A 21979-nucleotide genomic window follows, 5' to 3' on the forward strand; every position below is an offset into this window, starting at 1 on the left:
TGGAGGAGGGCGTTGCGCTGGCAATTGTGCCATTGCGGCGAATTTTATGCTGCAGGGTGTGTCAGACCCAGGGCATGACCTGGCTTGCGGTATCAGTCATTTTCGGTACTCAGGGGGTTGAAATACGCAGGTTTTTTGCCCGAAAAAACGCGGTTGCCCAAGTTGCAACCTATTGCCTGCTTACCGATGACCGAATATGTCGCAGCGTCGCAAGCAGCGGTCTTCCTACACTCGTTAAGCTGCGCAACGGATGTGCCCCGCGCCCGGCGCCTGACCTGCCCGTCGTACCGTCACCCGGCAAGGTGTGCATCTTGTGGAAGTTGTATGTGACCTGACTGTCCTGTCCAGCTTCACCCACCTGTCGGCCTGATTCGTTTATCGTGACCCACGAACAGAGCTGACGGTCTCCCCGCAAGGGGATAACACGCGACGCTTCCATCAATAACAAGCCCAAGCGGAGTACCACAGATGGCGTTCTTCACCGCAGCCAGCAAGGCCGACTTCCAGCATCAACTGCAAGCGGCACTGGCGCAGCACATCAGTGAACAGGCACTGCCACAAGTGGCGCTGTTCGCTGAGCAATTCTTCGGCATCATTTCCCTGGACGAACTGACCCAGCGTCGCCTTTCCGACCTGGCCGGTTGCACCCTGTCTGCCTGGCGCCTGCTTGAGCGCTTCGATCACACCCAACCGCAAGTGCGGGTCTACAACCCCGATTACGAACGTCATGGCTGGCAATCGACCCACACCGCGGTCGAAGTGCTGCACCATGACCTGCCATTTCTGGTGGACTCGGTCCGTACCGAGCTGAACCGCCGTGGCTACAGCATCCATACCCTGCAAACCACCGTGCTCAGCGTGCGCCGTGGCAGCAAGGGTGAGTTGCTGGAAATCCTGCCCAAGGGCACCCAGGGCGAAGGCATCCTGCAAGAATCGCTGATGTACCTGGAGATCGACCGCTGCGCCAACGCCGCCGAGCTGAACGTGCTGAGCAAAGAGCTGGAGCAGGTGCTGGGCGAAGTGCGCGTGGCCGTGGCCGATTTCGAACCGATGAAAGCCAAGGTCCAGGACCTGCTGGCCGGTATCGACGCCAGCGCATTCACGATCGACGGTGAAGAAAAAGCCGAGATCAAGAACTTCCTGGAATGGCTGGTGGGCAACCACTTCACCTTCCTGGGCTATGAAGAGTTCGTGGTACGTGACGAGGCGGACGGCGGTCATATCGAATATGACGCCAGCTCCTTCCTCGGTCTGACCAAGCTGTTGCGCGCCGGCCTCACCGCCGAAGACCTGCGCATCGAAGACTACGCCGTGGCCTACCTGCGTGAGCCGACGGTGCTGTCGTTCGCCAAGGCTGCACACCCAAGCCGCGTGCACCGCCCGGCGTATCCGGACTACGTGTCGATCCGCGAGATCAGTGCCGACGGCAAGGTCATCAAGGAACACCGCTTCATGGGCCTCTACACCTCCTCGGTGTACGGCGAAAGCGTGCGAGTGATCCCGTACATTCGCCGCAAGGTAGCGGAAATCGAGCGTCGCTCGGGCTTCCAGGCCAAGGCGCATCTGGGCAAGGAACTGGCCCAAGTGGTTGAAGTGCTGCCCCGTGACGACCTGTTCCAGACCCCGGTCGACGAGCTGTTCAGCACCGTGATGTCGATCGTGCAGATCCAGGAACGCAACAAGATCCGCGTGTTCCTGCGCAAAGATCCGTACGGTCGTTTCTGCTATTGCCTGGCCTATGTGCCGCGCGATATCTACTCCACCGAAGTGCGCCAGAAGATCCAGCAAGTGCTGATGGATCGCCTCAAGGCTTCGGACTGCGAGTTCTGGACCTTCTTCTCCGAGTCCGTGCTGGCCCGTGTGCAACTGATCCTGCGGGTCGACCCGAAGAACCGCCTGGACATCGACCCGCTGCAACTGGAAAAAGAAGTGGTGCAAGCCTGCCGCAGCTGGCAGGACGACTACGCCAGTCTGGTGGTGGAGAGTTTCGGCGAAGCCCACGGCACCAACGTGCTGGCGGACTTCCCCAAAGGCTTCCCGGCCGGCTACCGCGAGCGTTTCGCCGCGCATTCGGCCGTGGTCGACATGCAGCATCTGAACAGCCTCACCGAAGCCAACCCGCTGGTGATGAGCTTCTATCAGCCGCTGGGCCAGGTCTCCGGTCAGCGCGAACTGCATTGCAAGCTCTATCACGCTGACACCCCGCTGGCGCTGTCCGACGTGCTGCCGATCCTGGAAAACCTCGGCCTGCGCGTGCTGGGCGAGTTTCCGTATCGCCTGCGCCATGCCAATGGCCGTGAGTTCTGGATCCATGACTTTGCATTCATCGCCGCCGAAGGCGTGAACCTGGATATCCAGCAGCTCAACGACACCCTGCAGGACGCATTCGTGCACATCGTGCATGGCGACGCCGAGAACGATGCATTCAACCGCCTGGTATTGACCGCCGGCCTGCCATGGCGTGACGTTGCGCTGCTGCGTGCCTACGCCCGTTACCTCAAGCAGATCCGCCTGGGCTTTGACCTGGGTTACATCGCCAGCACCCTGAACAACCACACCGACATCGCCCGCGAGTTGACAAGGTTGTTCAAGACCCGCTTCTACCTGGCACGCAAGCTCACTGCCGACGACCTGGAAGACAAGCAGCAACGCCTGGAACAGGCGATCCTCACCGCCCTGGACGACGTTCAGGTGCTCAACGAAGACCGTATCCTGCGTCGCTACCTGGACCTGATCAAGGCGACCCTGCGTACCAACTTCTACCAGACCGACGCAAACGGCCAGAACAAGTCGTACTTCAGCTTCAAGTTCAACCCGCACGCGATCCCCGAGCTGCCCAAGCCGGTGCCGAAGTTTGAAATCTTCGTGTACTCGCCCCGTGTTGAAGGCGTGCATCTGCGCTTCGGCAACGTCGCTCGCGGCGGCCTGCGCTGGTCCGACCGTGAAGAAGACTTCCGTACCGAAGTGCTCGGCCTGGTAAAAGCCCAGCAAGTGAAAAACTCGGTGATCGTGCCGGTGGGCGCCAAGGGCGGCTTCCTGCCGCGTCGCCTGCCATTGGGCGGCAGCCGGGACGAGATCGCGGCCGAGGGCATCGCCTGCTACCGCATCTTCATTTCCGGCCTGTTGGACATTACCGACAACCTGAAGGACGGCGCCCTGGTGCCACCGGCCAACGTCGTGCGTCATGATGACGATGACCCCTACCTGGTGGTGGCGGCGGACAAGGGCACTGCAACCTTCTCCGACATCGCCAACGGCATCGCTATCGACTACGGTTTCTGGCTGGGTGACGCGTTCGCTTCCGGCGGTTCTGCCGGTTACGACCACAAGAAAATGGGCATCACCGCCAAGGGCGCGTGGGTCGGTGTGCAGCGTCACTTCCGTGAGCGCGGCATCAACGTGCAGGAAGACAGCATCACCGTAGTGGGCGTCGGCGATATGGCCGGTGACGTGTTCGGTAATGGTTTGCTGATGTCCGACAAGCTGCAACTGGTCGCGGCCTTCAACCACCTGCACATCTTCATCGACCCGAACCCGAACCCGGCCACCAGCTTCGTCGAGCGCCAGCGCATGTTCGAGCTGCCGCGTTCGTCCTGGACCGACTACGACACCAGCATCATGTCTGAAGGCGGCGGTATCTTCTCGCGCAGCGCCAAGAGCATCGCCATCTCGCCACAGATGAAAGAGCGTTTCGACATCCAGGCCGACAAGCTGACCCCGACCGAACTGCTCAACGCCTTGCTCAAGGCGCCGGTGGACCTGTTGTGGAACGGCGGTATCGGTACCTACGTCAAGGCCAGCACCGAAAGCCATGCCGACGTGGGCGACAAGGCCAACGACGCGCTGCGTGTCAACGGCAACGAGCTGCGCTGCAAGGTGGTGGGCGAGGGCGGTAACCTCGGCATGACCCAACTGGGTCGTGTGGAATTCGGCCTCAATGGCGGCGGTTCCAACACCGACTTCATCGACAACGCCGGTGGCGTGGACTGCTCCGACCACGAAGTGAACATCAAGATCCTGCTCAACGAAGTGGTGCAGGCCGGTGACATGACCGACAAGCAGCGCAACCAGTTGCTGGCGAGCATGACCGACGAAGTCGGCCACCTGGTGTTGGGCAACAACTACAAGCAGACCCAGGCCCTGTCCCTGGCCGCACGCAAGGCTTACGAGCGCGCCGCCGAGTACAAACGCCTGATGAGTGACCTGGAAGGCCGTGGCAAGCTGGACCGCGCCATCGAGTACCTGCCGACCGAAGAGCAGCTCACCGAGCGCGCTTCGACCGGCAAGGGCTTGACCCGTCCGGAGTTGTCGGTGCTGATTTCGTACAGCAAGATCGACCTCAAGGAAGCGCTGCTCAAATCCCTGGTGCCGGATGACGAATACCTGACCCGTGACATGGAGACCGCGTTCCCACCGAGCCTGGTGGCCAAGTTCTCCGAAGCCATGCGTCGCCATCGCCTCAAGCGCGAGATCGTCAGCACCCAGATCGCCAACGACCTGGTCAACCACATGGGCATCACCTTCGTGCAGCGACTCAAAGAGTCGACCGGCATGAGCCCGGCGAACGTCGCCGGTGCCTATGTGATCGTGCGCGATATCTTCCACCTGCCGCACTGGTTCCGTCAGATCGAAGCCCTGGACCACCAGGTGTCGGCCGACGTGCAACTGGAGCTGATGGACGAGCTGATGCGCCTGGGCCGTCGTGCTACGCGCTGGTTCCTGCGCAGCCGTCGCAACGAACAGGACGCCGGGCGTGACACAGCGCACTTCGGTCCGCACCTGGCGGCGTTGGGCCTCAAGCTCGACGAACTGCTGGAAGGTCCGACCCGTGAAGGCTGGCAGAACCGTTACCAGGCCTACACCCAGGCCGGCGTACCGGAATTGTTGGCACGCATGGTTGCAGGCACTACCCACCTGTACACCTTGCTGCCGATCATCGAAGCCGCCGACGTGACCGGGCATGACGCCGCCGAAGTGGCCAAAGCCTACTTCGCCGTCGGCAGCGCCCTGGACCTGCCGTGGTACCTGCAGCAGATCAGCGATCTTCCTGTGGCCAACAACTGGCAGGCCCAGGCCCGTGAAGCCTTCCGCGATGACGTGGACTGGCAGCAACGGGCGATTACCATTTCGGTACTGCAAATGGCCGATGCGCCACAAGACATGGAAGCCCGCGTGGCCCTGTGGCTTGAACAGCACCAGGACATGGCTGATCGCTGGCGTGCCATGATGGTGGAAATTCGTGCTGCGGTTGGCACGGACTACGCCATGTACGCGGTGGCCAATCGTGAGTTGCTGGACCTGGCGTTGAGTGGTCAGTCGGTGTTGCAGCCGGCTTGATGCTTCGGTAAACCCAAAGCCCCCGCATCGTGAGATGCGGGGGCTTTTTATTTGATCTGGAATGCGATCAATGTGGGAGCTGGCTTGCCTGCGATAGCGGTGGGTCAGTTAATAATCGAGTCACTGGTACACCGCTATCGCAGGCAAGCCAGCTCCCACAGTTTGAACTTCATTCGGAATCAGTGGTGTTTGAGTAGCCGGGTTTCCAGGTGATCCAGGTGCTGGGTCATCAGGGCGACAGCCGTGTGGGCGTCGCGCTGTTCCACGGCATCCACAATCGCCATATGCTCCTGCCACGCACAATACGTGCAGGCCTTCGTTTCAAATTGCGCAATGATCAACGACGTCAACGGCACCAGGCTGTTGAGAAACTGTGCCAACGGCGCATTGCCTGCCATGTGCGCCAGTTGCAGATGAAACTCCCCAGAAAACCGGATCGCCGGCCCACGCTGGTCACGCTCAATGGCGTCGCGCTCCTGCGCAATCAGCTCGCGCAGTTGGCGGATTTGCATCGCTGTGGCCTGGGCGCAGGCCAGTTGCACCACGGTCATTTCGGTCAGGCGCCGTGCTTCAAGAATCTGCCGTGTGTGCTGGGCATCCGGCGCGGCGACCTGGGCGCGCTGGTTGGGGCGCAGGATGACCACTTGCTGATGGGACAGCTTGGCGAGCACCCGGCGAATCACGCTGCGGCTCACGCCAAAGAGTTCGCCCAGGCCTTCTTCGGTGAAGCGGCTGGCGGGCGCAATGCGTTGCTCAAGGATCGCGTCGAACAAGCGCGGGTAGATGTCGTCAACCGAAGGCTTCTTGCCCGACACCAGGCGCAGGCAGGGCAGAGGGTCACGTTGCAGGGCGTGGACGTTCATGGCCGGTCTCCAATTATTCAGCTGCCCAGATGGTCATCCGGGATATTCAAGCGAATGCCCATGCGCAAGCCTTCCTGCAGGATGTGCCGACGCATTTCGGCACTGGCCAGGGCGCTGTTCTTGTTGCGGATGGCGCGTACCACGGCTTCGTTCTCTTGCAGGCGTTCGGCCAGGTGTTCAGGGGAGTTGCGCAATACCTGGGCGCTTTGTTTGAGCGCGGTGCTGGTTTGCTGCACCACGTTCTGGAAGATCGGGTTGGAGGTCAGGGCAAACAGTTCTTCGTGAAAGTCGATGTAGGCGTTCATGCCCGCCTCGGCGTCGCCGGCATCCAGGGCTTCGCGCATGTCCATCAGCGTCAGGCGCAGTTGGCCGATTTCCTTGCTGCTGATGGATTGGGCGACCAGGCCGACGATGAAGGGTTCGAGGGTATAGCGCAGTTGCAGGATGTCTTCCAGGCTGGCGTCGGCCACCGCGTCGCTCGACTGCGGCTCGCTGACGCTGGTTTCCAGTACCACCACACCTTTGCCCGGCATGGAACGCACCAGGCCCAAGGTCTCCAGCACGATCACCGCTTCACGCAGGCTCGGGCGGCTGATACCCAGTTGCTCGGCCAGCTCACGCTGGCCTGGCAGCATTTCACCGCGGCGCCACTGGCCTCGCGCCAAGGCGGCGCGCAGTTTTTCTACCACTGAATTGACGACGGTTGAGGTGCTGATCACGTCGAAGGCTCCTTGATGTTGCTCATACAGTATTCAGTCTGGCAAAGGGCCAATGTGGGAGCTGGCTTGCCTGCGATGACTGAGTGTCAGGCACTACATTTGACGCTGACTCACCGCTATCGCAGGCAAGCCAGCTCCCACATTGGATGGGTGTTGTCCTAGAACTCCTGATGCGCCGGCAGCACCGGCTTCTTGGCCTGAAAGGCATAGCCCTGCTGGCCGTCGAGCACCTTGTTGGCACGCTGGATATCGATATCTTTTTCCCAGCGAGCAATCGCCACGGTAGCCACGCAGTTGCCGATCAGGTTGGTCAGCGCACGACCGATCCCCATGAACCAGTCCACCGCCAGCACCAACACCAGGCCCACCACCGGAATTGCCGGGATCGCCGTGAGTGTCGCCGCTAGAATCACCAATGCCGAGCCCGGAATGCCGTGGGCGCCTTTGGAGGTGATCAACGATACCAGGAGGATGGTCAGCAAGTCGGTCATCGACAGCGGTGTACCGGTGGCGTTGGCGATAAATACGATGGCCAGGGTCAGGTAGATCGAGAAACCGTCGAGGTTGAACGAGTACCCGGTGGGAATTACCAAACCCACGGTGGAACTGCCAATGCCCAAATGTTCCAGCTTGCGCATGATCTGCGGCAGCACAGCGTCGGACGAAGCGGTGCCCATCACGATCAGCAGCTCTTCGCGCAGGTACTTGAGCAGCGGCAGCATCCGCAGGCCGGACAAGCGCATTACCAGCCCGAGGATCAGCGCGACAAAGGCAAAGCACGTCAGGTAGAACAGCCCAACCAGGCTGCCCAGGTGTTGCAGCGAGTCCAGGCCGTAGGTGCTGGTGGTGAACGCGATGGCACCGAATACGCCAATCGGCGCCAGGCGCACGATCATGCCCATGATGCGGAAGATCACATGGCTAAGCTCATTGATCAGCCGCGAGATACCGCTGGCCGCTTCGCCCACCAGGTTCAGCGCACTGCCGAACAGCACCGAGAACAGCAGCACCTGCAACACGTTGTTATCGGCAAACGCACCGATCACCGAGTTGGGAATCAGGTCCATCAGGAACTGGCTGGTGCCCTTGATGTGTTGGCCCTTGTCGGCCAGCTCATTCAAGCCGGCGGAAGAGAGTTGCTCAAGATGAATATTGGCGCCGCTGCCGATGCCGGTGCTGAAGGCCATGATCAGGCCAAGCACCAGGGCGACGGTGGTCAGCACTTCAAAGTAGATCACCGACTTGAGCCCGATACGCCCGACCTTCTTCAAATCGCCGGCGCCGGAAATACCGCTGACCACGACACAGAACACGATCAGGCCGATCAGCATTTTGATCAGCTTGATAAAGCCGTCGCCCAGGGGTTTGAGTTGTGAGGAAAATTCGGGAAGGGCCAGGCCGCAGGCGATGCCGAGCATCAGGCCAATCACGACTTGCAGGAAAATCGAACGCGAGCACCATCTGAGCATGGGAGGGATCTCTATTCGGTGCCCTGGTGGTTCCAGGGCTTAATTGTTGTGGTCTTACCGGTAAGTCCAGTGCGCGGCCAGTCTACGCTTGGTTTTTTTCAAACAACAAGTAAATATTCAGCGGTTGGCAGGTCCCGGTCTGACCAGTTGGTCGGTAAGTACGGTGCTTGAGCGGTTGACGGGGATTAATTTTTTTTGCGTATCATCGCCTTGGGCATACGAGGTGATGGATGGACCAATCAGGGCTTACAACCGACGAAGCAGGGCGCATGTATTGCGCCTGGCGCACTGCAGCGCCTGCGTACCTGCATTACCACGACCACGAGTGGGGTGTGCCGGTGGCGGATGACATCGCGTTGTACGAGAAGATCTGCCTGGAGGGGTTTCAGGCGGGGATGGCGTGGATCACCATTCTGCGCAAGCGCGATAACTTTCGGCAGGCGTTCGAGGGTTTTGATTTTCGCCGGGTGGCGCAGTACGGCGAAGCGGACATTGAGCGGTTGATGAGCGAGCCGGGCATCGTGCGCAATCGGGCAAAGATCATCTCGGCCATCAACAACGCACGCCGGGCCTGTGAACTGGTGGAGGAGACCGGCTCGCTGGCGCGCTGGCTGTGGGCGTTCGAGCCCGGCGCAGAAGAGCGGCCGGCAGTGGTGGACATGGCTTACTGGACGGCCAATCCGACCTCAGCGGCTTCGATGCGCTTGTCCAAGGCCCTGAAGAAACGCGGCTGGACCTTCGTCGGCCCGACCACGATGTATGCGTTGATGCAGGCGATGGGGATGGTCAATGATCATCTGGAGGGTTGCGAGTGCCGGCTGCGCATTGAACACCAGCGCGACCTATTCAAACGTCCCTGACCAGACACGGTTAAAACTGTGGGAGCAGGCAAGCCAGCTCCCCCATGGGTTTTGTGGTGTTGCTGATTATTTGGGAAGCGGGGTGAGTACCTCAGCCTTGTCATCCAGCACCATCACCACCAGCAGCCTGGCCGGTTGGGTCTGGCTGGCATTGCTTGACTCAAAATGCCGCGAGCCGGCCGGTTCGTAGAACGATTGCCCGGCTTTGTAGGTGATCGCCTTTTCATCATTGACCCGCGAGGTGATCGCGCCTTCGAGCACATAAGCCACCGCAGTGCCGGTGTGGCTATGGGGCACGGTGGCCTGGCCGGGGGCATAGTCCACGGTGAGCATGATGGTTTTCTTGCCGGGCACGTTGGTCAAGGGGTGCTCCTGCAGCACCTTGAGCGTTTCCTGGTTGTATACCGGGTCGTGGGCAAATGCGCTGAGGGAGGTGAGCATCAGCGTGGTGGCGAGCAATCGTTTCATGATCAGGATTCCGCGTAGTTCGAGACCTCTTCACCCTACGCCGTAGCCTGTACGCCACCAATGACCAATACGCCGGAAAACCCCTTAGCCAATCTGCCGGAGAATATCGCGCACCTTGTCCAGCGCCGGATCGATGTCCAGGGTCTCGATGGCGCCGAAGCCGAAAATCAGCCCCGAGCGTAATGGCACGTCTTGGAAGAATACGTCCAGGGGGTACAACCCCACCTCGACCTGACGCGCCTGTTCTATCAGCAATGGGATATTCAACGCCACCTTGCACAATGCCGCCAGGTGAAAGCCCGCCACCGTCGGAACCGCCTCGAACCACGGTGACAGATCGCCCGCCAGACGCTGCAGTATTCGTTCGCGACGCCCCGCGTAGATGCTGTGGCAACGGCGAATATGCTTGAGCAGGTAGCCTTCGCTGATGAACTTGGCCAATGCCCACTGCGGCAGGGTAGAGCTGTGCTGGTCGGTCAACTGCTTGGCCTTGAGCACCGCGCCATAGATCGCTGGCGGCAGCACCGCGTAGCCCAGGCGCAACTCGGGCAACAGGGTTTTGGAAAAGGTCCCGACGTAGGTGACCACGCCTCGGGTGTCCAGGCTTTGCAGGGAGTCGGTGGGGCGCCCTTCGTAGCGAAATTCGCTGTCGTAGTCGTCTTCGATGATGATCGCACCCAGCTCGATTGCGCGGTCCAGCAGTGCCTGGCGGCGCCTCTGACTCATCGGCATGCCGAGGGGGAACTGGTGGGACGGGGTTACGTAGATCAGACGGGTGCCATCGGGGATCTGATCGACCTGGAGGCCCTGTTCGTCGACGGCCACGCTGGCGACGCTGGCGCCCATCGCTACGAACATTTGGCGCGCGGGGCTATAGCCTGGGTCTTCCATCGCGACCATGCTGCCGGGTTCCAGCACCACGCGGGCAATCAGGTCCAGCGCCTGCTGCGCGCCATTGGTGACCACGATATCGCTGGCGCGGCATTTGACCCCTCGGGAAAACGCGATATGCCCGGCGATGGCCTCGCGCAATGCCGGTAACCCTTCCGGTTGGCTGTAGAAACCACTGTTCTGGGCGATACGGCGCAGCGCATCCTGGGTGCAGCGTCGCCATTCGTCCTGGGGGAATTGGTTGCGTGCAGTCGCGCCGCCGATAAATTCGTAGCGCAGGATGCCCTCACGGGACGGGTGGCCCATGGGCGAGGGCAGTGCTGCCCACTTGCCCAGGTTGGCGGCGCAGGCCAGGTCGGTGGCGGTTTGCACACGATCGGGTTGGGGCGCCCACGCATTGACGAAAGTGCCGCGGCCGATCTTGCCGATCAGCAGGCCTTCGTACGTGAGGGTGGTGTAGGTATCCGACACCGTCTTGCGCGATACGCCCAGTTGTTCGGCGAGCAGTCGGCTCGGTGGCAGTTGCGTACCCGCCGACAGTCGCCCGGTGGCGATAGCTTCGCGCAGTTGCTGATAAAGCTGGGCAGCCAGGTCCTTGCGGCCATTGATGACGAGGTGCAGTTCCATGTTTCATCCTGGAGACAGATCGATCCGCGCCAAGGTTACGCGCAAATCGATCTGAAGAAACCAGGCAGTGTCAGGACAGGAAGCCGCCGTCTACATTCAACGACACACCGGTGGTGTAGCTCGACGCATCGCTGGCCAGATACAACACCGCGCCGGCCATTTCGCTGGGGTCGGCGACGCGCTTGAGGGGGATCTGTGCCAGGGCCACTTTCAGGATCGAATCGTTCTTGACCAGCGCCGAGGCGAATTTGGTATCAGTCAGGCCCGGCAGCAGTGCGTTGCAACGGATGCCGAATGCCGCGCATTCCTTGGCGAACACCTTGGTCATGTTGATCACGGCAGCCTTGGTGACCGAGTAGATGCCCTGGAACACGCCCGGCGAAATGCCGTTGATCGACGCCACGTTGATGATGCTGCCGCCGCCGTTCTCGCGCATCAGCTTGCCGGCTTCCACCGACATGAAGAAGTAACCGCGGATATTCACGTCGACCGTCTTCTGGAATGCGCCAAGGTCGGTATCCAGCACGTTGCAGAACTGCGGGTTGGTCGCGGCGTTGTTGACCAGAATATCCAGGCGGCCGAACTGTTCGCGGATGCCGGCGAACACCTGGGTAATCTGCTCCATTTCACCGATATGGCAGGCAATCGCCGTGGCCTTGCCGCCGTCGGCAATGATCGCGTCGGCGACGTGCTGGCAACCTTCCAGCTTGCGGCTGGAGACGATCACGTGGGCGCCTTGCTGGGCCAGCAGCTTGGCAATGGCCTCGCCGATACCACGGCTGGCGCCGGAAACGAAGGCGATCTTGCCGTCAAGGTCAAACAGGTTGGTCTTGGACATAAGGGTTCCTTGTGGTTGCGATCAGAGCGCTGATTTGCCAATGACATTCAGGCTCATTTGCTCCAGCAGCTTGTTCATGTGGATGAACTGCGCAAAGCGTTTGTCCTGGGTCTGGCCGTGGAAAAAGCGGTAGTAGATCTGCTGCACGATGCCGGCCAGCCGGAACAGGCCGTAGGTGTAATAGAAATCGAAATTGTCGATCGCAAGCCCCGAGCGCTCGGCGTAGTAGTCGACAAACTGACGGCGGGTGAGCATCCCCGGGGCGTTGCTCGGCTGGCGCCGCATCAGTTGCACCGGCGCCGGGTCTGCGGCTTCGATCCAGTAGGCGAGGGTGTTGCCCAGGTCCATCAGCGGGTCGCCCAGAGTGGTCAGTTCCCAATCCAGCACACCGATGATTTGCATCGGGTTATGCGGGTCGAGGATCACGTTATCGAAGCGGTAGTCGTTATGCACGATGCTGGATGTGGGCGAATCGGCTGGCATTTTGTCGTTGAGCCAGGCGCGCACCGCTTCCCATTTTGGCGCATCAGGGGTCAGGGCTTTTTCGTAGCGCTCGCCCCAGCCACGAATCTGCCGCGCCACGTAGCCTTCAGGCTTGCCCAGGTCGGCCAGGCCGCAGGCACTGTAGTCGACTTGATGCAGTTCGACGAACTTGTCGATAAAGCTTTTGCACAGCGCTTGAGTCTTGGCCGCGTCCAGGCCCAGTTCGGGCGGCAGGTCAGAGCGCAGGATGATGCCGTTGACCCGTTCCATCACATAGAACTCGGCACCGATCACTGATTCATCGGTGCAGTGCACGTATGCCTTGGGGCAATACGGAAAACCATCTTTGAGCTGGTTGAGAATGCGGTATTCGCGGCCCATGTCGTGGGCGGACTTGGCCTTGTGGCCAAACGGCGGGCGACGCAGCACGAATTCCTGGCCTGGATATTCCAGCAGGTAGGTCAGGTTCGATGCGCCGCCGGGGAACTGACTGATCGCAGGCGTGCCGTTCAAGCCCGGAATGTGGGCCTTGAGGTAGGGATCGATCAGGCTGGCATCAAGTTCTTCGCCGGGGCGAATCTGGGTCGATTGGTCGTTCAGCGCCATGCTTATCCCTTCTGCTTATTCTAAAGGCCTTGGACTATTTCCTAATCTAATGCGCACCGCCGCCCAGCGACAAGGTCGGGGCGGCTTAATAGGTTAGCGTGTTGAAGGGTGATCAGCGTGCCTGATCGGTCATTTTGCGGGCGCTGGCAGCGCAACCGGCGTGAGCACAGGACGGCCGGCGAAGTATTCCACCAGGTTGTCGGCCACCCGCTGCACGGTGTCATGGGCAGCCTCCGGTGACAGGCCGGCCACATGGGAGGTCAGGACGGTATTGCTCAGGCGCTTGAGGGCGTCGGGCACCTTGGGTTCGTCGTCGAATACATCCAGCGCGGCGCCGCCGATACGCCGTTGCTCCAGGGCAGCCACGAGGTCAGCGGTCACCACCACGCTGCCGCGGCCAATGTTCACCAGATAGCCATTGGGGCCCAACGCATCCAGCGCATGTTTATCGATCAGATGGCGAGTGCTGGCCCCACCTGGCGTGGCCAGGATCAGGAAGTCCGAGGTGCGCGCCAGTTCGACGGCCGTTGAACAGTAGGTGTAATCCACGTCATCGCGGGGTTGGCGGTTGTGATAGCTCACCTCCATGCCGAAGCCGAGGGCGGCGCGCCTGGCGATTTCCATCCCCACGGCACCGAGCCCGAGAATTCCCAGTTGCTTGCCGGCCAGGGAAGGGCGCATGACCTTCGGCCATTCGCTGCGCCGCACGGCGGCATCGGTCTGGGGAATCCCGCGCACCAGCGAGAGCAGCAGCGCCATGGCGTGATCGGCCACCGAGGGGGCGTTCACGCCGGCACCGTTGGTGACCACGATCCCACGGTTGCTTGCCGCTTGCAGGTCTACATGTTCGTAGCCAGCACCGATCACGCAGATGATCTCCAGCAATGGAAGCGCGGCGATTTCCTCGGCATACAGCCCCAGCGGCCCGCGGGTCAGCACGGCCTTGATCTGCCCTGCGTGGGCCTTGATCGCCTGGGCCCGTTCTGCGGGCGTCGGCGCCAGGATCACGTGAAAGTCATTGCTTTCGATGATTTGCAGGTATTCGTTGATGGTTTCAACCAGGACTAGAACGGTGGTGGGCATGGGGCAGCTCTCCGGTGAGTTCGATGCTCGGATTATGCTGCATTTGTGTTGTGTGAAATGCTGAGGGCGCAGAGAAAGCGCCACTGATTTTGCGAAAAGTGCCAGCGTCTCGGCGAGTGGGAGACGCTGTTTGCGCGCGTGCGAATTATTTAGCGGGTACGGGCTTGCGCACCTTGCTCTGTTCGGCCGCTACGATGTCCATGTAATCGTAGGTAGGAAAGAACTCCGTCCTGAAGGGGCCCCATGCAGAGCGTTCGATGGCGAGATTGACTTCCCGCAGGCGCGAGGCGGGGAAGCGTAGAACGATGACGTGACCGATCCCCATGGCGATGTTCCAACTGACAATCTCTACCCCTTCAGGAGGGAATACTTTAAAGAGTTCCTGTTCGGTGAGTTTTGTTCTTATTTCGTTCAAGTTGCGAGATTGGTCATGTTTGAGGAAGACGGTCAACATGACCGCATTGTCAGCGCTGATGGCGACAGGTTTTCCTGACGTGGAAGCCTGCGCATGAAGGCCGCCTGAAACAAGGGTAGAGAGCAATAAAACAGACGCCAATAAAGGCTTTAATAGTGTTTTCATTGAGTGAGGCCTTTTATGAGTATTGTCGCTACTCGTGGGATGAGTGTTGAGGGTTAGTGGGTGGGGGTGGTTTTGACTGATCCGGTATAGGGCGCATGAACCACATGTATTCGAACAAGAGGGTTGGCGTCTATCATGTCGCGCGGCACTTCACGAGAATAAGTGAATTCCTGATTGTTCAACGTCTCAAGTTTTCTGACGATGGTTTTCGTTGCACCTTTATCCGGTATCAGGATATGGTTTTTCTTGTCACCCGTTACCATGAAGTAACCGCCGCCGCCGTTGTCATATTTTGATAGCCCGGTATCGGTGTAGAAAAATTCGTAGCGATTACGTTCAGGGTCCCACACTGATATTCCAACGACACCTGGGTACTTGTCCTTTACGTCGATCTCCGGGGCGCCTTCTATATAAACTTTTGTCGTCAGCCAGCGGGGGGATGTACCCAGGGCACTTGCGTCTGAGTTTTCTACTGCCGGTTGTGCTTGGCTGGCCAATGGGCTGAGTATTCCGGTGGCAAGTATCAGGGAGAAAATAAGGTTGTGTTTGTTCATCTAGTCGCTCCTGATGAGTGAGGTTTTTAATTCTGCTGTGGTGGGTTTAGATGCTTTTGTTTTTTTGAACTGGACTGGAATATAAACGTGATAGAAGGGGCTCTCAATGCCTGGGAAAACCCTTGCAACAAATGCCGCAATCATTAGAGCTTCAATCGAGAGGCGTTGATTAACTGTATGTAAGAACTTTCTTATATGTGAGGGTGTTTAACTTTAATTGATATTGGGTCTCTGTCAGCGGCTCCCCAATGGCGAACTTTGAGTGACTGGGTTTATTTAAACAAAGCTTCGTCGGCCTTGCGTGATCGACCCTCCCAATGCCCCGCTGGCAGGGGCGTTCGTGAGGTGGGTAAAGGCGGTGGACATCTGGCGTTGAATCAACTGAGCCGCCCCATGGGCTGCCTTCCAGCCTTTGCACTGCATTACCGTTCCTCATCTAAGTCTTTGCTTATTCAAGAGAATCCCGGACAATCCGGCCCTTGTTACGGCCAGGGCGCTGCCTGTCAGGTTTTTCTGACTCGTGCTGGCCATGTGAATGCGGAGATCCGACCGGATGAATGATCAGGCCAATAGCGTCGACGAACGCTATGCAACGACACCTGCAACCCTCACAAGCTGGAGCCGCCAGGACACCACCTGGATGCTCGGGCTATTCGGTACCGCCATTGGCGCCGGTACTTTGTTTCTGCCAATCAACGCGGGCCTGGGGGGCTTCTGGCCGCTGGTGATCCTGGCGTTACTGGCGTTCCCGATGACGTTCTTTGCCCACCGTGGGCTGACCCGTTTCGTGCTGTCTGGCCGTGAAGGCTCAGACATCACCGACGTGGTCGAAGAGCATTTCGGTATCAAGGCGGGTGCGTTGATCACCTTGCTGTATTTCTTCGCGATCTTCCCGATCCTGCTGATCTACAGCGTGGCACTGACCAATACCGTGAGCAGCTTCATGGAACACCAACTTCACATCATGCCGCCGCCTCGTGCGATCCTGGCATTTGTGCTGATCCTCGGCCTGCTGGCCGTGGTGCGCTGCGGCGAGCAAGTGATCGTCAAGGCGATGAGCCTGATGGTGTATCCGTTTATCGTCGCCCTGCTGTTCCTGGCCGTGTACCTGGTGCCGCACTGGAATGGCGGCATTCTCAGCACTGCCAGCGAGGTGCCAGCACCGTCGGCGCTGCTCAATACGCTGTGGCTGGCGATTCCGGTGATGGTGTTCTCGTTCAACCATTCGCCGATCATCTCGGCTTTCGCGGTTGACCAGAAACGCCAGTACGGCGCACACGCCGAGGAGCGCAGTTCGCAGATCCTGTCCCGCGCTCACTTGTTGATGGTGGCGATGGTGCTGTTCTTCGTGTTCAGCTGCGTGCTGACCCTGTCGCCCGCGCAACTGGCCGAGGCGAAAGCGCAGAACCTGTCGATCCTGTCGTACCTGGCCAACCACTTCGACAACCCGACCATCGCCTTTGCCGCACCGTTGATTGCGTTCGTGGCGATTGCCAAGTCGTTCCTGGGCCACTACATCGGTGCCAGCGAGGGTCTCAAGGGGCTGGTGGTCAAGACCGGTCGCCGCCCGGCACCGAAGACCTTGGACCGCATGACCGCCGCCTTCATGCTGGTGGTGTGCTGGATCGTCGCCACGCTTAACCCAAGCATCCTCGGTATGATCGAGACCCTGGGTGGGCCGGTGATTGCGTCGATCCTGTTCCTGATGCCGATGTATGCGATCCGCAAGGTGCCGGCCATGGCCAAGTACCGTGGGCAGGCATCGAATGTGTTTGTCACCGCCGTCGGCCTGGTGGCGATTACGGCATTGGTGTATTCGCTGGTTGCCTAAGCCCTGATGCGGTCTATCTGACTGCACAGCTCTAAAAGTGTGGGAGCTGGCTTGCCTGCGATAGCTATGTGTCAGTCATTACATTCATGACTGATACACCGCTATCGCAGGCAAGCCAGCTCCCACATTGGTTTTGTGTTGGCAGTAAAGGTTAGTTCCAGGCATAAAAAAACGCCGCGTATCTTGCGATACGCGGCGTCTTTTACATCAACACACCCTTAAGCTTGAATCACCGGGATGTTGGCGCTTGCTGCGATCTTGCGGAACTCGGCGATCTGGTCGAAGTTCAGGTAGCGGTAGACGTCACTGGCCATGGTGTCCAGTTTCGCTGCGTAGCCCATGTACTCTTCGACAGTCGGCAGGCGACCCAGGGTAGAGGCCACTGCCGCCAGTTCGGCCGATGCCAGGTAGACGTTTGCACCGTCACCCAGGCGGTTCGGGAAGTTACGGGTCGACGTCGACACGACGGTGGAGTTCGGTTCTACACGTGCCTGGTTACCCATGCACAGCGAGCAGCCCGGCATTTCCATGCGTGCGCCAGCCTTGCCGTAGATGCCGTAGTAGCCTTCTTCGGTCAACTGGTGAGCGTCCATCTTGGTCGGCGGCGACAGCCACAGACGCGTCGGCAGTTGGCCCTTGACCTGCTCCAGCAGCTTACCGGCAGCGCGGAAGTGACCGATGTTGGTCATGCACGAACCGATGAACACTTCGTCGATTTTCTCGCCGGCAACGCTGGACAACAGACGGGCATCGTCCGGGTCGTTAGGCGCGCAGAGGATCGGCTCGTTGATTTCCGACAGGTCGATCTCGATGATTTCGGCGTATTCGGCGTCGGCATCGGCTTCCATCAGTTCCGGGTTGGCAACCCAGGCTTCCATCGCTTGGGCGCGACGTTCCAGGGTGCGGGCATCGCCGTAGCCTTCACCGATCATCCAGCGCAGCAGGGTGATGTTGGAGTTCAGGTACTCGGTAACGGACTCTTTGGACAGCTTGATGGTGCAACCGGCAGCCGAACGTTCAGCCGAGGCGTCGGACAGCTCGAAAGCCTGTTCCAGCGTCAGATCGTTCAGGCCTTCGATTTCCAGGATGCGGCCGGAGAAGGCGTTTTTCTTGCCTTTCTTTTCTACGGTCAGCAGGCCAGCCTGGATCGCGTAGTAAGGAATGGCATGAACCAGGTCACGCAGGGTGATGCCAGGCTTCATCTTGCCTTTGAAGCGCACCAGGATCGATTCCGGCATGTCCAGTGGCATCACGCCAGTGGCTGCGGCGAACGCGACCAGACCGGAACCGGCCGGGAACGAGATGCCCATCGGGAAACGGGTGTGGGAGTCACCACCGGTACCGACGGTGTCCGGCAGCAGCATACGGTTGAGCCAGCTGTGGATGATACCGTCGCCCGGACGCAGCGATACACCGCCACGGGTCATGATGAAGTCAGGCAGGGTGTGGTGGGTGGTCACGTCGATCGGCTTCGGGTACGCCGCGGTGTGGCAGAACGACTGCATCACCAGGTCGGTCGAGAAGCCCAGGCACGCCAGGTCTTTCAGTTCATCACGGGTCATGGGACCGGTGGTGTCCTGGGAGCCCACGGTGGTCATCTTCGGCTCGCAGTAGGTGCCAGGGCGAACGCCTTTGCCTTCCGGCAGGCCGCACGCCTTGCCGACCATCTTCTGTGCCAGGGTGAAGCCCTTGCCGGTGTCGACAGGCGCTTCAGGCAGCTTGAACAGGTCGGTAGGGCCCAGGCCCAGTTCGGCGCGGGCTTTGTCGGTCAGGCCGCGACCGATGATCAGCGGGATACGGCCGCCGGCGCGAACTTCGTCCAACAGTACCGGAGTCTTCATTTCGAAGGTGGTCAGGACTTCGTCGGTGCCGTGTTTGCAGACTTTGCCAGCATGAGGGTACAGGTCGATCACGTCGCCCATGTTCATGTTGGTGACGTCGAATTCGATTGGCAGTGCGCCAGCATCTTCCATGGTGTTGTAGAAGATCGGAGCGATCTTGCTGCCGAAGCAGAAACCGCCAGCACGCTTGTTCGGCACGTAAGGCACGTCGTCACCGAAGAACCACAGTACCGAGTTGGTGGCCGACTTACGCGACGAACCGGTACCGACCACGTCACCGACGTAGGCGATCGGGAAGCCTTGGCCGCGCATTTCTTCGATCTGCTTCATCGGGCCGGTCTTGCCTTGCTCGTCCGGCACGATGCCTTCACGAGCCATTTTCAGCATGGCCAGGGCGTGCAGCGGGATGTCAGGGCGGGACCAGGCGTCAGGCGCCGGGGACAGGTCGTCGGTGTTGGTTTCGCCGGTAACCTTGAACACGCGCAGGCTGATCTTGTCGGCCAGGGTAGGGCGGTTGCGGAACCACTCGCCGTCAGCCCAGGACTGGATCACGCCTTTGGCGTGTTCGTTGCCGTTGCGGGCTTTTTCGGCGACGTCGTGGAACGCATCGAACATCAGCAGGGTGTGCTTGAGTTGGGCGGCCGCGACGGGCGCCAGGGTGGCGTCGTCCAGCAGCTCGACCAACGTCACGATGTTGTAGCCGCCTTGCATGGTGCCGAGCAGTTCAACAGCGCGTTTCTTGTCGATCAGGGGGGAAGTGGCTTCGCCCTTGGCCAGGGCAGACAGGAAACCGGCCTTGACGTAGGCAGCTTCGTCAACGCCTGGTGGAATGCGGTTGGTGATCAGGTCAACGAGGAATTCTTCTTCGCCAGCCGGAGGATTTTTCAGCAGCTCGACCAGGCCTGCGGTTTGTTCGGCGTTAAGCGGCTGGGGAACGATACCCAGTGCTGCACGCTCTTCGATATGTTTGCGGTAGGCTTCAAGCACAGTTATTACCCTCATCAGTGGTCCCACGGGACGCTCATCCAGAAATGAACGGCACGCATGCGCTCAGGGGCTTTTTGGGCCGCAAAGCCAGCGCTGCCGGCATTCCTTTACAGAAGCTGCTTTCAAAGTTTTACGCCTGCAGAACGGAGCTGATGAGGGTTGGCGTGGGCTCTGACCTACCGGGTCGAAACCACGCCAACACCGTTCTGAAGGAACGACTGTGCTCGTGACGCTTTGAAAACAGCTTCCAGCGGATTATTGGCGCCTTACAAGGCCGGGTGATTCTACGGCAAAAAAATCTAAAGGTAAGTTGCCTGGCCAAGTTTGCTGGGTGATCAACCTTAGACAAAGGGCTAACATGGCGCACTGTTTCGCTGATTTGCGTGTTGTCGCCCATGTCCAACCAAACCATCAAGACCCCCTGCGTCGGCCTCTGCTCCACGGTCTACGGCGACCTCGTGTGCCGCGGCTGCAAGCGCTTCCACCATGAAGTGATCCAGTGGAATGGCTATAACGAAGAAGAAAAGCGTGCAGTCTGGCTCAGGCTTGAGCAATTGCTGGTGCAGGTGATGGCCGGCAAAGTGGAGGTGTTTGACCCCAAGACCCTGCGCGGGCAGTTGGAGCAACGCAAGATCCGCTTCGTGCCGCACCAGTCCGAGTATTGCTGGGCCTACCAGTTGATCGCACGCGGGGCGCGGGTGATCAATAACCTTGAGGCGTACGGCATGGTGCTGTTGCCGGAGTTTCGCGACTGGCCCTTGCCGGACCTGCGCGATGCGATTGACCGGGAGTTCTTTATCCTCTCTGAAGCGCATTACCAGCGCTATATCGCCCCGGGATTCTTGAAAGATGCGCTGGGCTAACTGATTGACGAGCTCAATGTGGGAGCTGGCTTGCCTGCGATAGCGGTGTATCAGAAGCAAATGCGCCAGCTGACCCACCGCAATCGCAGGCAAGCCAGCTCCCACATTTGATCTCCATTGCCTGAAGGATCGGTGTCAGGGCTTGGTCGCAAGCTCTTGCAGATGATCCATCAACGTCTGCGGCTTGAGCACCAGCACGTCGCTTTCCCCCGCATCCAGCACCACCTCCGCCGTATTACCGATCAACGCCCCCGAAATCCCGGTGCGGGCCACGGTGCCGATGATGGTCACCGCCGCGTGCAGCTGATGGGCCATATGCGGGATCAGCACATCGGCCGGGCCTTCCTTGATATGCAGGTGCCTGCCGTCCACGTCGAACTCGTCCTGGAATGCCTTGCATTGTTCGCGATAGCGCGCCTCGATGGTTTCCTTGAGCTGGAAGGTCGGGTCGGCTGCCGACAGCATCGGTGACGGGTGGGCGCTGATCACATGCAGTTGCGCCTTGGCCAGGCTGGCGATATCAAAGCCATGGTCGATGATCGCATTGTGCAGTGAGCGGTGCTCGCTGTCGGTATTGCCCACATCGATGGCCGCCAGAATCACTCCGCCCGCCCATGGCGTAGCGGTCTTGACCAACAACACCGGCGTGGGGCAATAGCGCAGCAGCTTCCAGTCCGCCGGCGTCAACAGGGCTTTTTTCAGCGGGCTGTCGGGAAAATGCTGTTTGATCACCAGGCCGCAGCCTTCGGCTTGCTGCACCTCGATAATGGTGTCATGCAGGCTTTCGTTCCACGCCTGCTCGGTGGTTACGCTGTAACCGTCGTTCTTTAAACCCTCCTTGAGCACACTCAACAGCGCCGAATGCTCGTGTTTCTTGTCGCAGACCAGCAAGTGCAGATGTGCGTCGGTCACCCCGGCAATCAGCTTGCCACGCTTGAGGGCCAGGCTTTCCGAATGCTCGGGCTCGATGACCACCAGGATGCTGCGGATGGCTTGCATGATCGGGATCTCCAGGAAGGGGCATGCAACAACTATAGTTGCTGCCCGCCAGACGTCATGTTGATGCACATCAAGGCCGG

At 59.8% G+C, this 21979-nt stretch carries 16 protein-coding genes; 4 read left to right on the forward strand and 12 right to left on the reverse strand.

Translation table 11 applies throughout. The features are described 5' to 3' along the window. The first annotated feature begins 468 nt into the window (after positions 1–468). The gene (locus JH25_RS00820) at positions 469–5337 is read left to right on the forward strand and encodes an NAD-glutamate dehydrogenase (RefSeq protein ID WP_032880832.1); all 4869 of its coding nucleotides are present in this window, start codon (positions 469–471) and stop codon (positions 5335–5337) included. 179 nt (positions 5338–5516) lie between these two features. Here JH25_RS00820 and JH25_RS00815 read toward each other — a convergent pair whose 3' ends face one another. The 3 genes from JH25_RS00815 to JH25_RS00805 all read right to left on the reverse strand — a co-directional run bounded on the left by JH25_RS00815 (position 5517) and on the right by JH25_RS00805 (position 8403). Beyond that, a complete protein-coding gene (locus JH25_RS00815) occupies positions 5517–6200 on the reverse strand; it encodes a GntR family transcriptional regulator (RefSeq protein ID WP_032880833.1) in 684 nt (227 codons plus the stop codon). A 17-nt stretch (positions 6201–6217) separates the two neighbouring features. Then, the gene (locus tag JH25_RS00810; RefSeq protein ID WP_014718317.1) at positions 6218–6919 is read right to left on the reverse strand and encodes a FadR/GntR family transcriptional regulator; all 702 of its coding nucleotides are present in this window, start codon (positions 6917–6919) and stop codon (positions 6218–6220) included. Positions 6920–7077: 158 nt separating this feature from the next. Then, positions 7078–8403 carry a C4-dicarboxylate transporter DctA gene (locus tag JH25_RS00805; RefSeq protein ID WP_177327440.1) on the reverse strand — a complete coding sequence of 442 codons (1326 nt, stop codon included), beginning with the start codon at positions 8401–8403 and terminating at the stop codon, positions 7078–7080. A gap of 215 nt (positions 8404–8618) precedes the next feature. Here JH25_RS00805 and JH25_RS00800 point away from each other — a divergent pair, with 215 nt between their 5' ends. Beyond that, positions 8619–9248 carry a DNA-3-methyladenine glycosylase I gene (locus JH25_RS00800; protein WP_032880834.1) on the forward strand — a complete coding sequence of 210 codons (630 nt, stop codon included), beginning with the start codon at positions 8619–8621 and terminating at the stop codon, positions 9246–9248. A gap of 66 nt (positions 9249–9314) precedes the next feature. Here JH25_RS00800 and JH25_RS00795 read toward each other — a convergent pair whose 3' ends face one another. From JH25_RS00795 to JH25_RS00765, 7 genes are all read right to left on the reverse strand, one after another. Then, positions 9315–9716 (reverse strand): cupin domain-containing protein, encoded by a 402-nt coding sequence (locus JH25_RS00795; protein WP_032880835.1) that lies wholly within the window; start codon positions 9714–9716, stop codon positions 9315–9317. 84 nt (positions 9717–9800) lie between these two features. Further along, positions 9801–11234 carry a MocR-like pyridoxine biosynthesis transcription factor PdxR gene (gene pdxR, locus JH25_RS00790; protein WP_032880836.1) on the reverse strand — a complete coding sequence of 478 codons (1434 nt, stop codon included), beginning with the start codon at positions 11232–11234 and terminating at the stop codon, positions 9801–9803. Between the two features lie 70 nt (positions 11235–11304). Beyond that, entirely contained in the window at positions 11305–12072 is a 768-nt protein-coding gene (locus JH25_RS00785) for an SDR family oxidoreductase (RefSeq protein WP_032880837.1), read from the reverse strand. A 21-nt stretch (positions 12073–12093) separates the two neighbouring features. Further along, positions 12094–13161, reverse strand: a complete 1068-nt coding sequence (locus JH25_RS00780; RefSeq protein ID WP_032880838.1) for a phosphotransferase family protein — start codon at positions 13159–13161, stop codon at positions 12094–12096. 129 nt (positions 13162–13290) lie between these two features. Continuing rightward, positions 13291–14244: a 2-hydroxyacid dehydrogenase gene (locus tag JH25_RS00775; protein WP_032880839.1), complete on the reverse strand. Its 954-nt coding sequence runs from the start codon at positions 14242–14244 to the stop codon at positions 13291–13293. 145 nt (positions 14245–14389) lie between these two features. Beyond that, on the reverse strand, positions 14390–14824 hold the full coding sequence (locus tag JH25_RS00770; protein ID WP_032880840.1) for a hypothetical protein: 435 nt from the start codon (positions 14822–14824) through the stop codon (positions 14390–14392). Between the two features lie 53 nt (positions 14825–14877). Beyond that, complete coding sequence (locus JH25_RS00765; protein WP_032880841.1) at positions 14878–15378, reverse strand: DUF4822 domain-containing protein; 501 nt, start codon at positions 15376–15378, stop codon at positions 14878–14880. A 553-nt stretch (positions 15379–15931) separates the two neighbouring features. Here JH25_RS00765 and JH25_RS00760 point away from each other — a divergent pair. Continuing rightward, positions 15932–17209, forward strand: a complete 1278-nt coding sequence (locus JH25_RS00760) for a serine/threonine transporter (protein ID WP_005787881.1) — start codon at positions 15932–15934, stop codon at positions 17207–17209. 218 nt (positions 17210–17427) lie between these two features. Here the strand turns inward: JH25_RS00760 and acnB are convergent, their stop codons facing one another. Then, on the reverse strand, positions 17428–20037 hold the full coding sequence (gene acnB / locus JH25_RS00755) for a bifunctional aconitate hydratase 2/2-methylisocitrate dehydratase (protein WP_005787883.1): 2610 nt from the start codon (positions 20035–20037) through the stop codon (positions 17428–17430). Positions 20038–20432: 395 nt separating this feature from the next. On the opposite strand from acnB, the gene JH25_RS00750 reads away from it, so the two are divergent. Further along, complete coding sequence (locus JH25_RS00750) at positions 20433–20900, forward strand: DUF1289 domain-containing protein (RefSeq protein ID WP_005787885.1); 468 nt, start codon at positions 20433–20435, stop codon at positions 20898–20900. A gap of 135 nt (positions 20901–21035) precedes the next feature. Here JH25_RS00750 and JH25_RS00745 read toward each other — a convergent pair whose 3' ends face one another. After that, positions 21036–21899, reverse strand: coding sequence for a universal stress protein (locus JH25_RS00745; RefSeq protein ID WP_032880842.1), 864 nt, complete (start codon positions 21897–21899; stop codon positions 21036–21038). Positions 21900–21979: the final 80 nt, after the last annotated feature.

Origin of the sequence: Pseudomonas sp. BRG-100 (assembly GCF_000737955.1) — a bacterium.
GTDB classification, from domain to species: Bacteria; Pseudomonadota; Gammaproteobacteria; order Pseudomonadales; family Pseudomonadaceae; genus Aquipseudomonas; species Aquipseudomonas synxantha_A.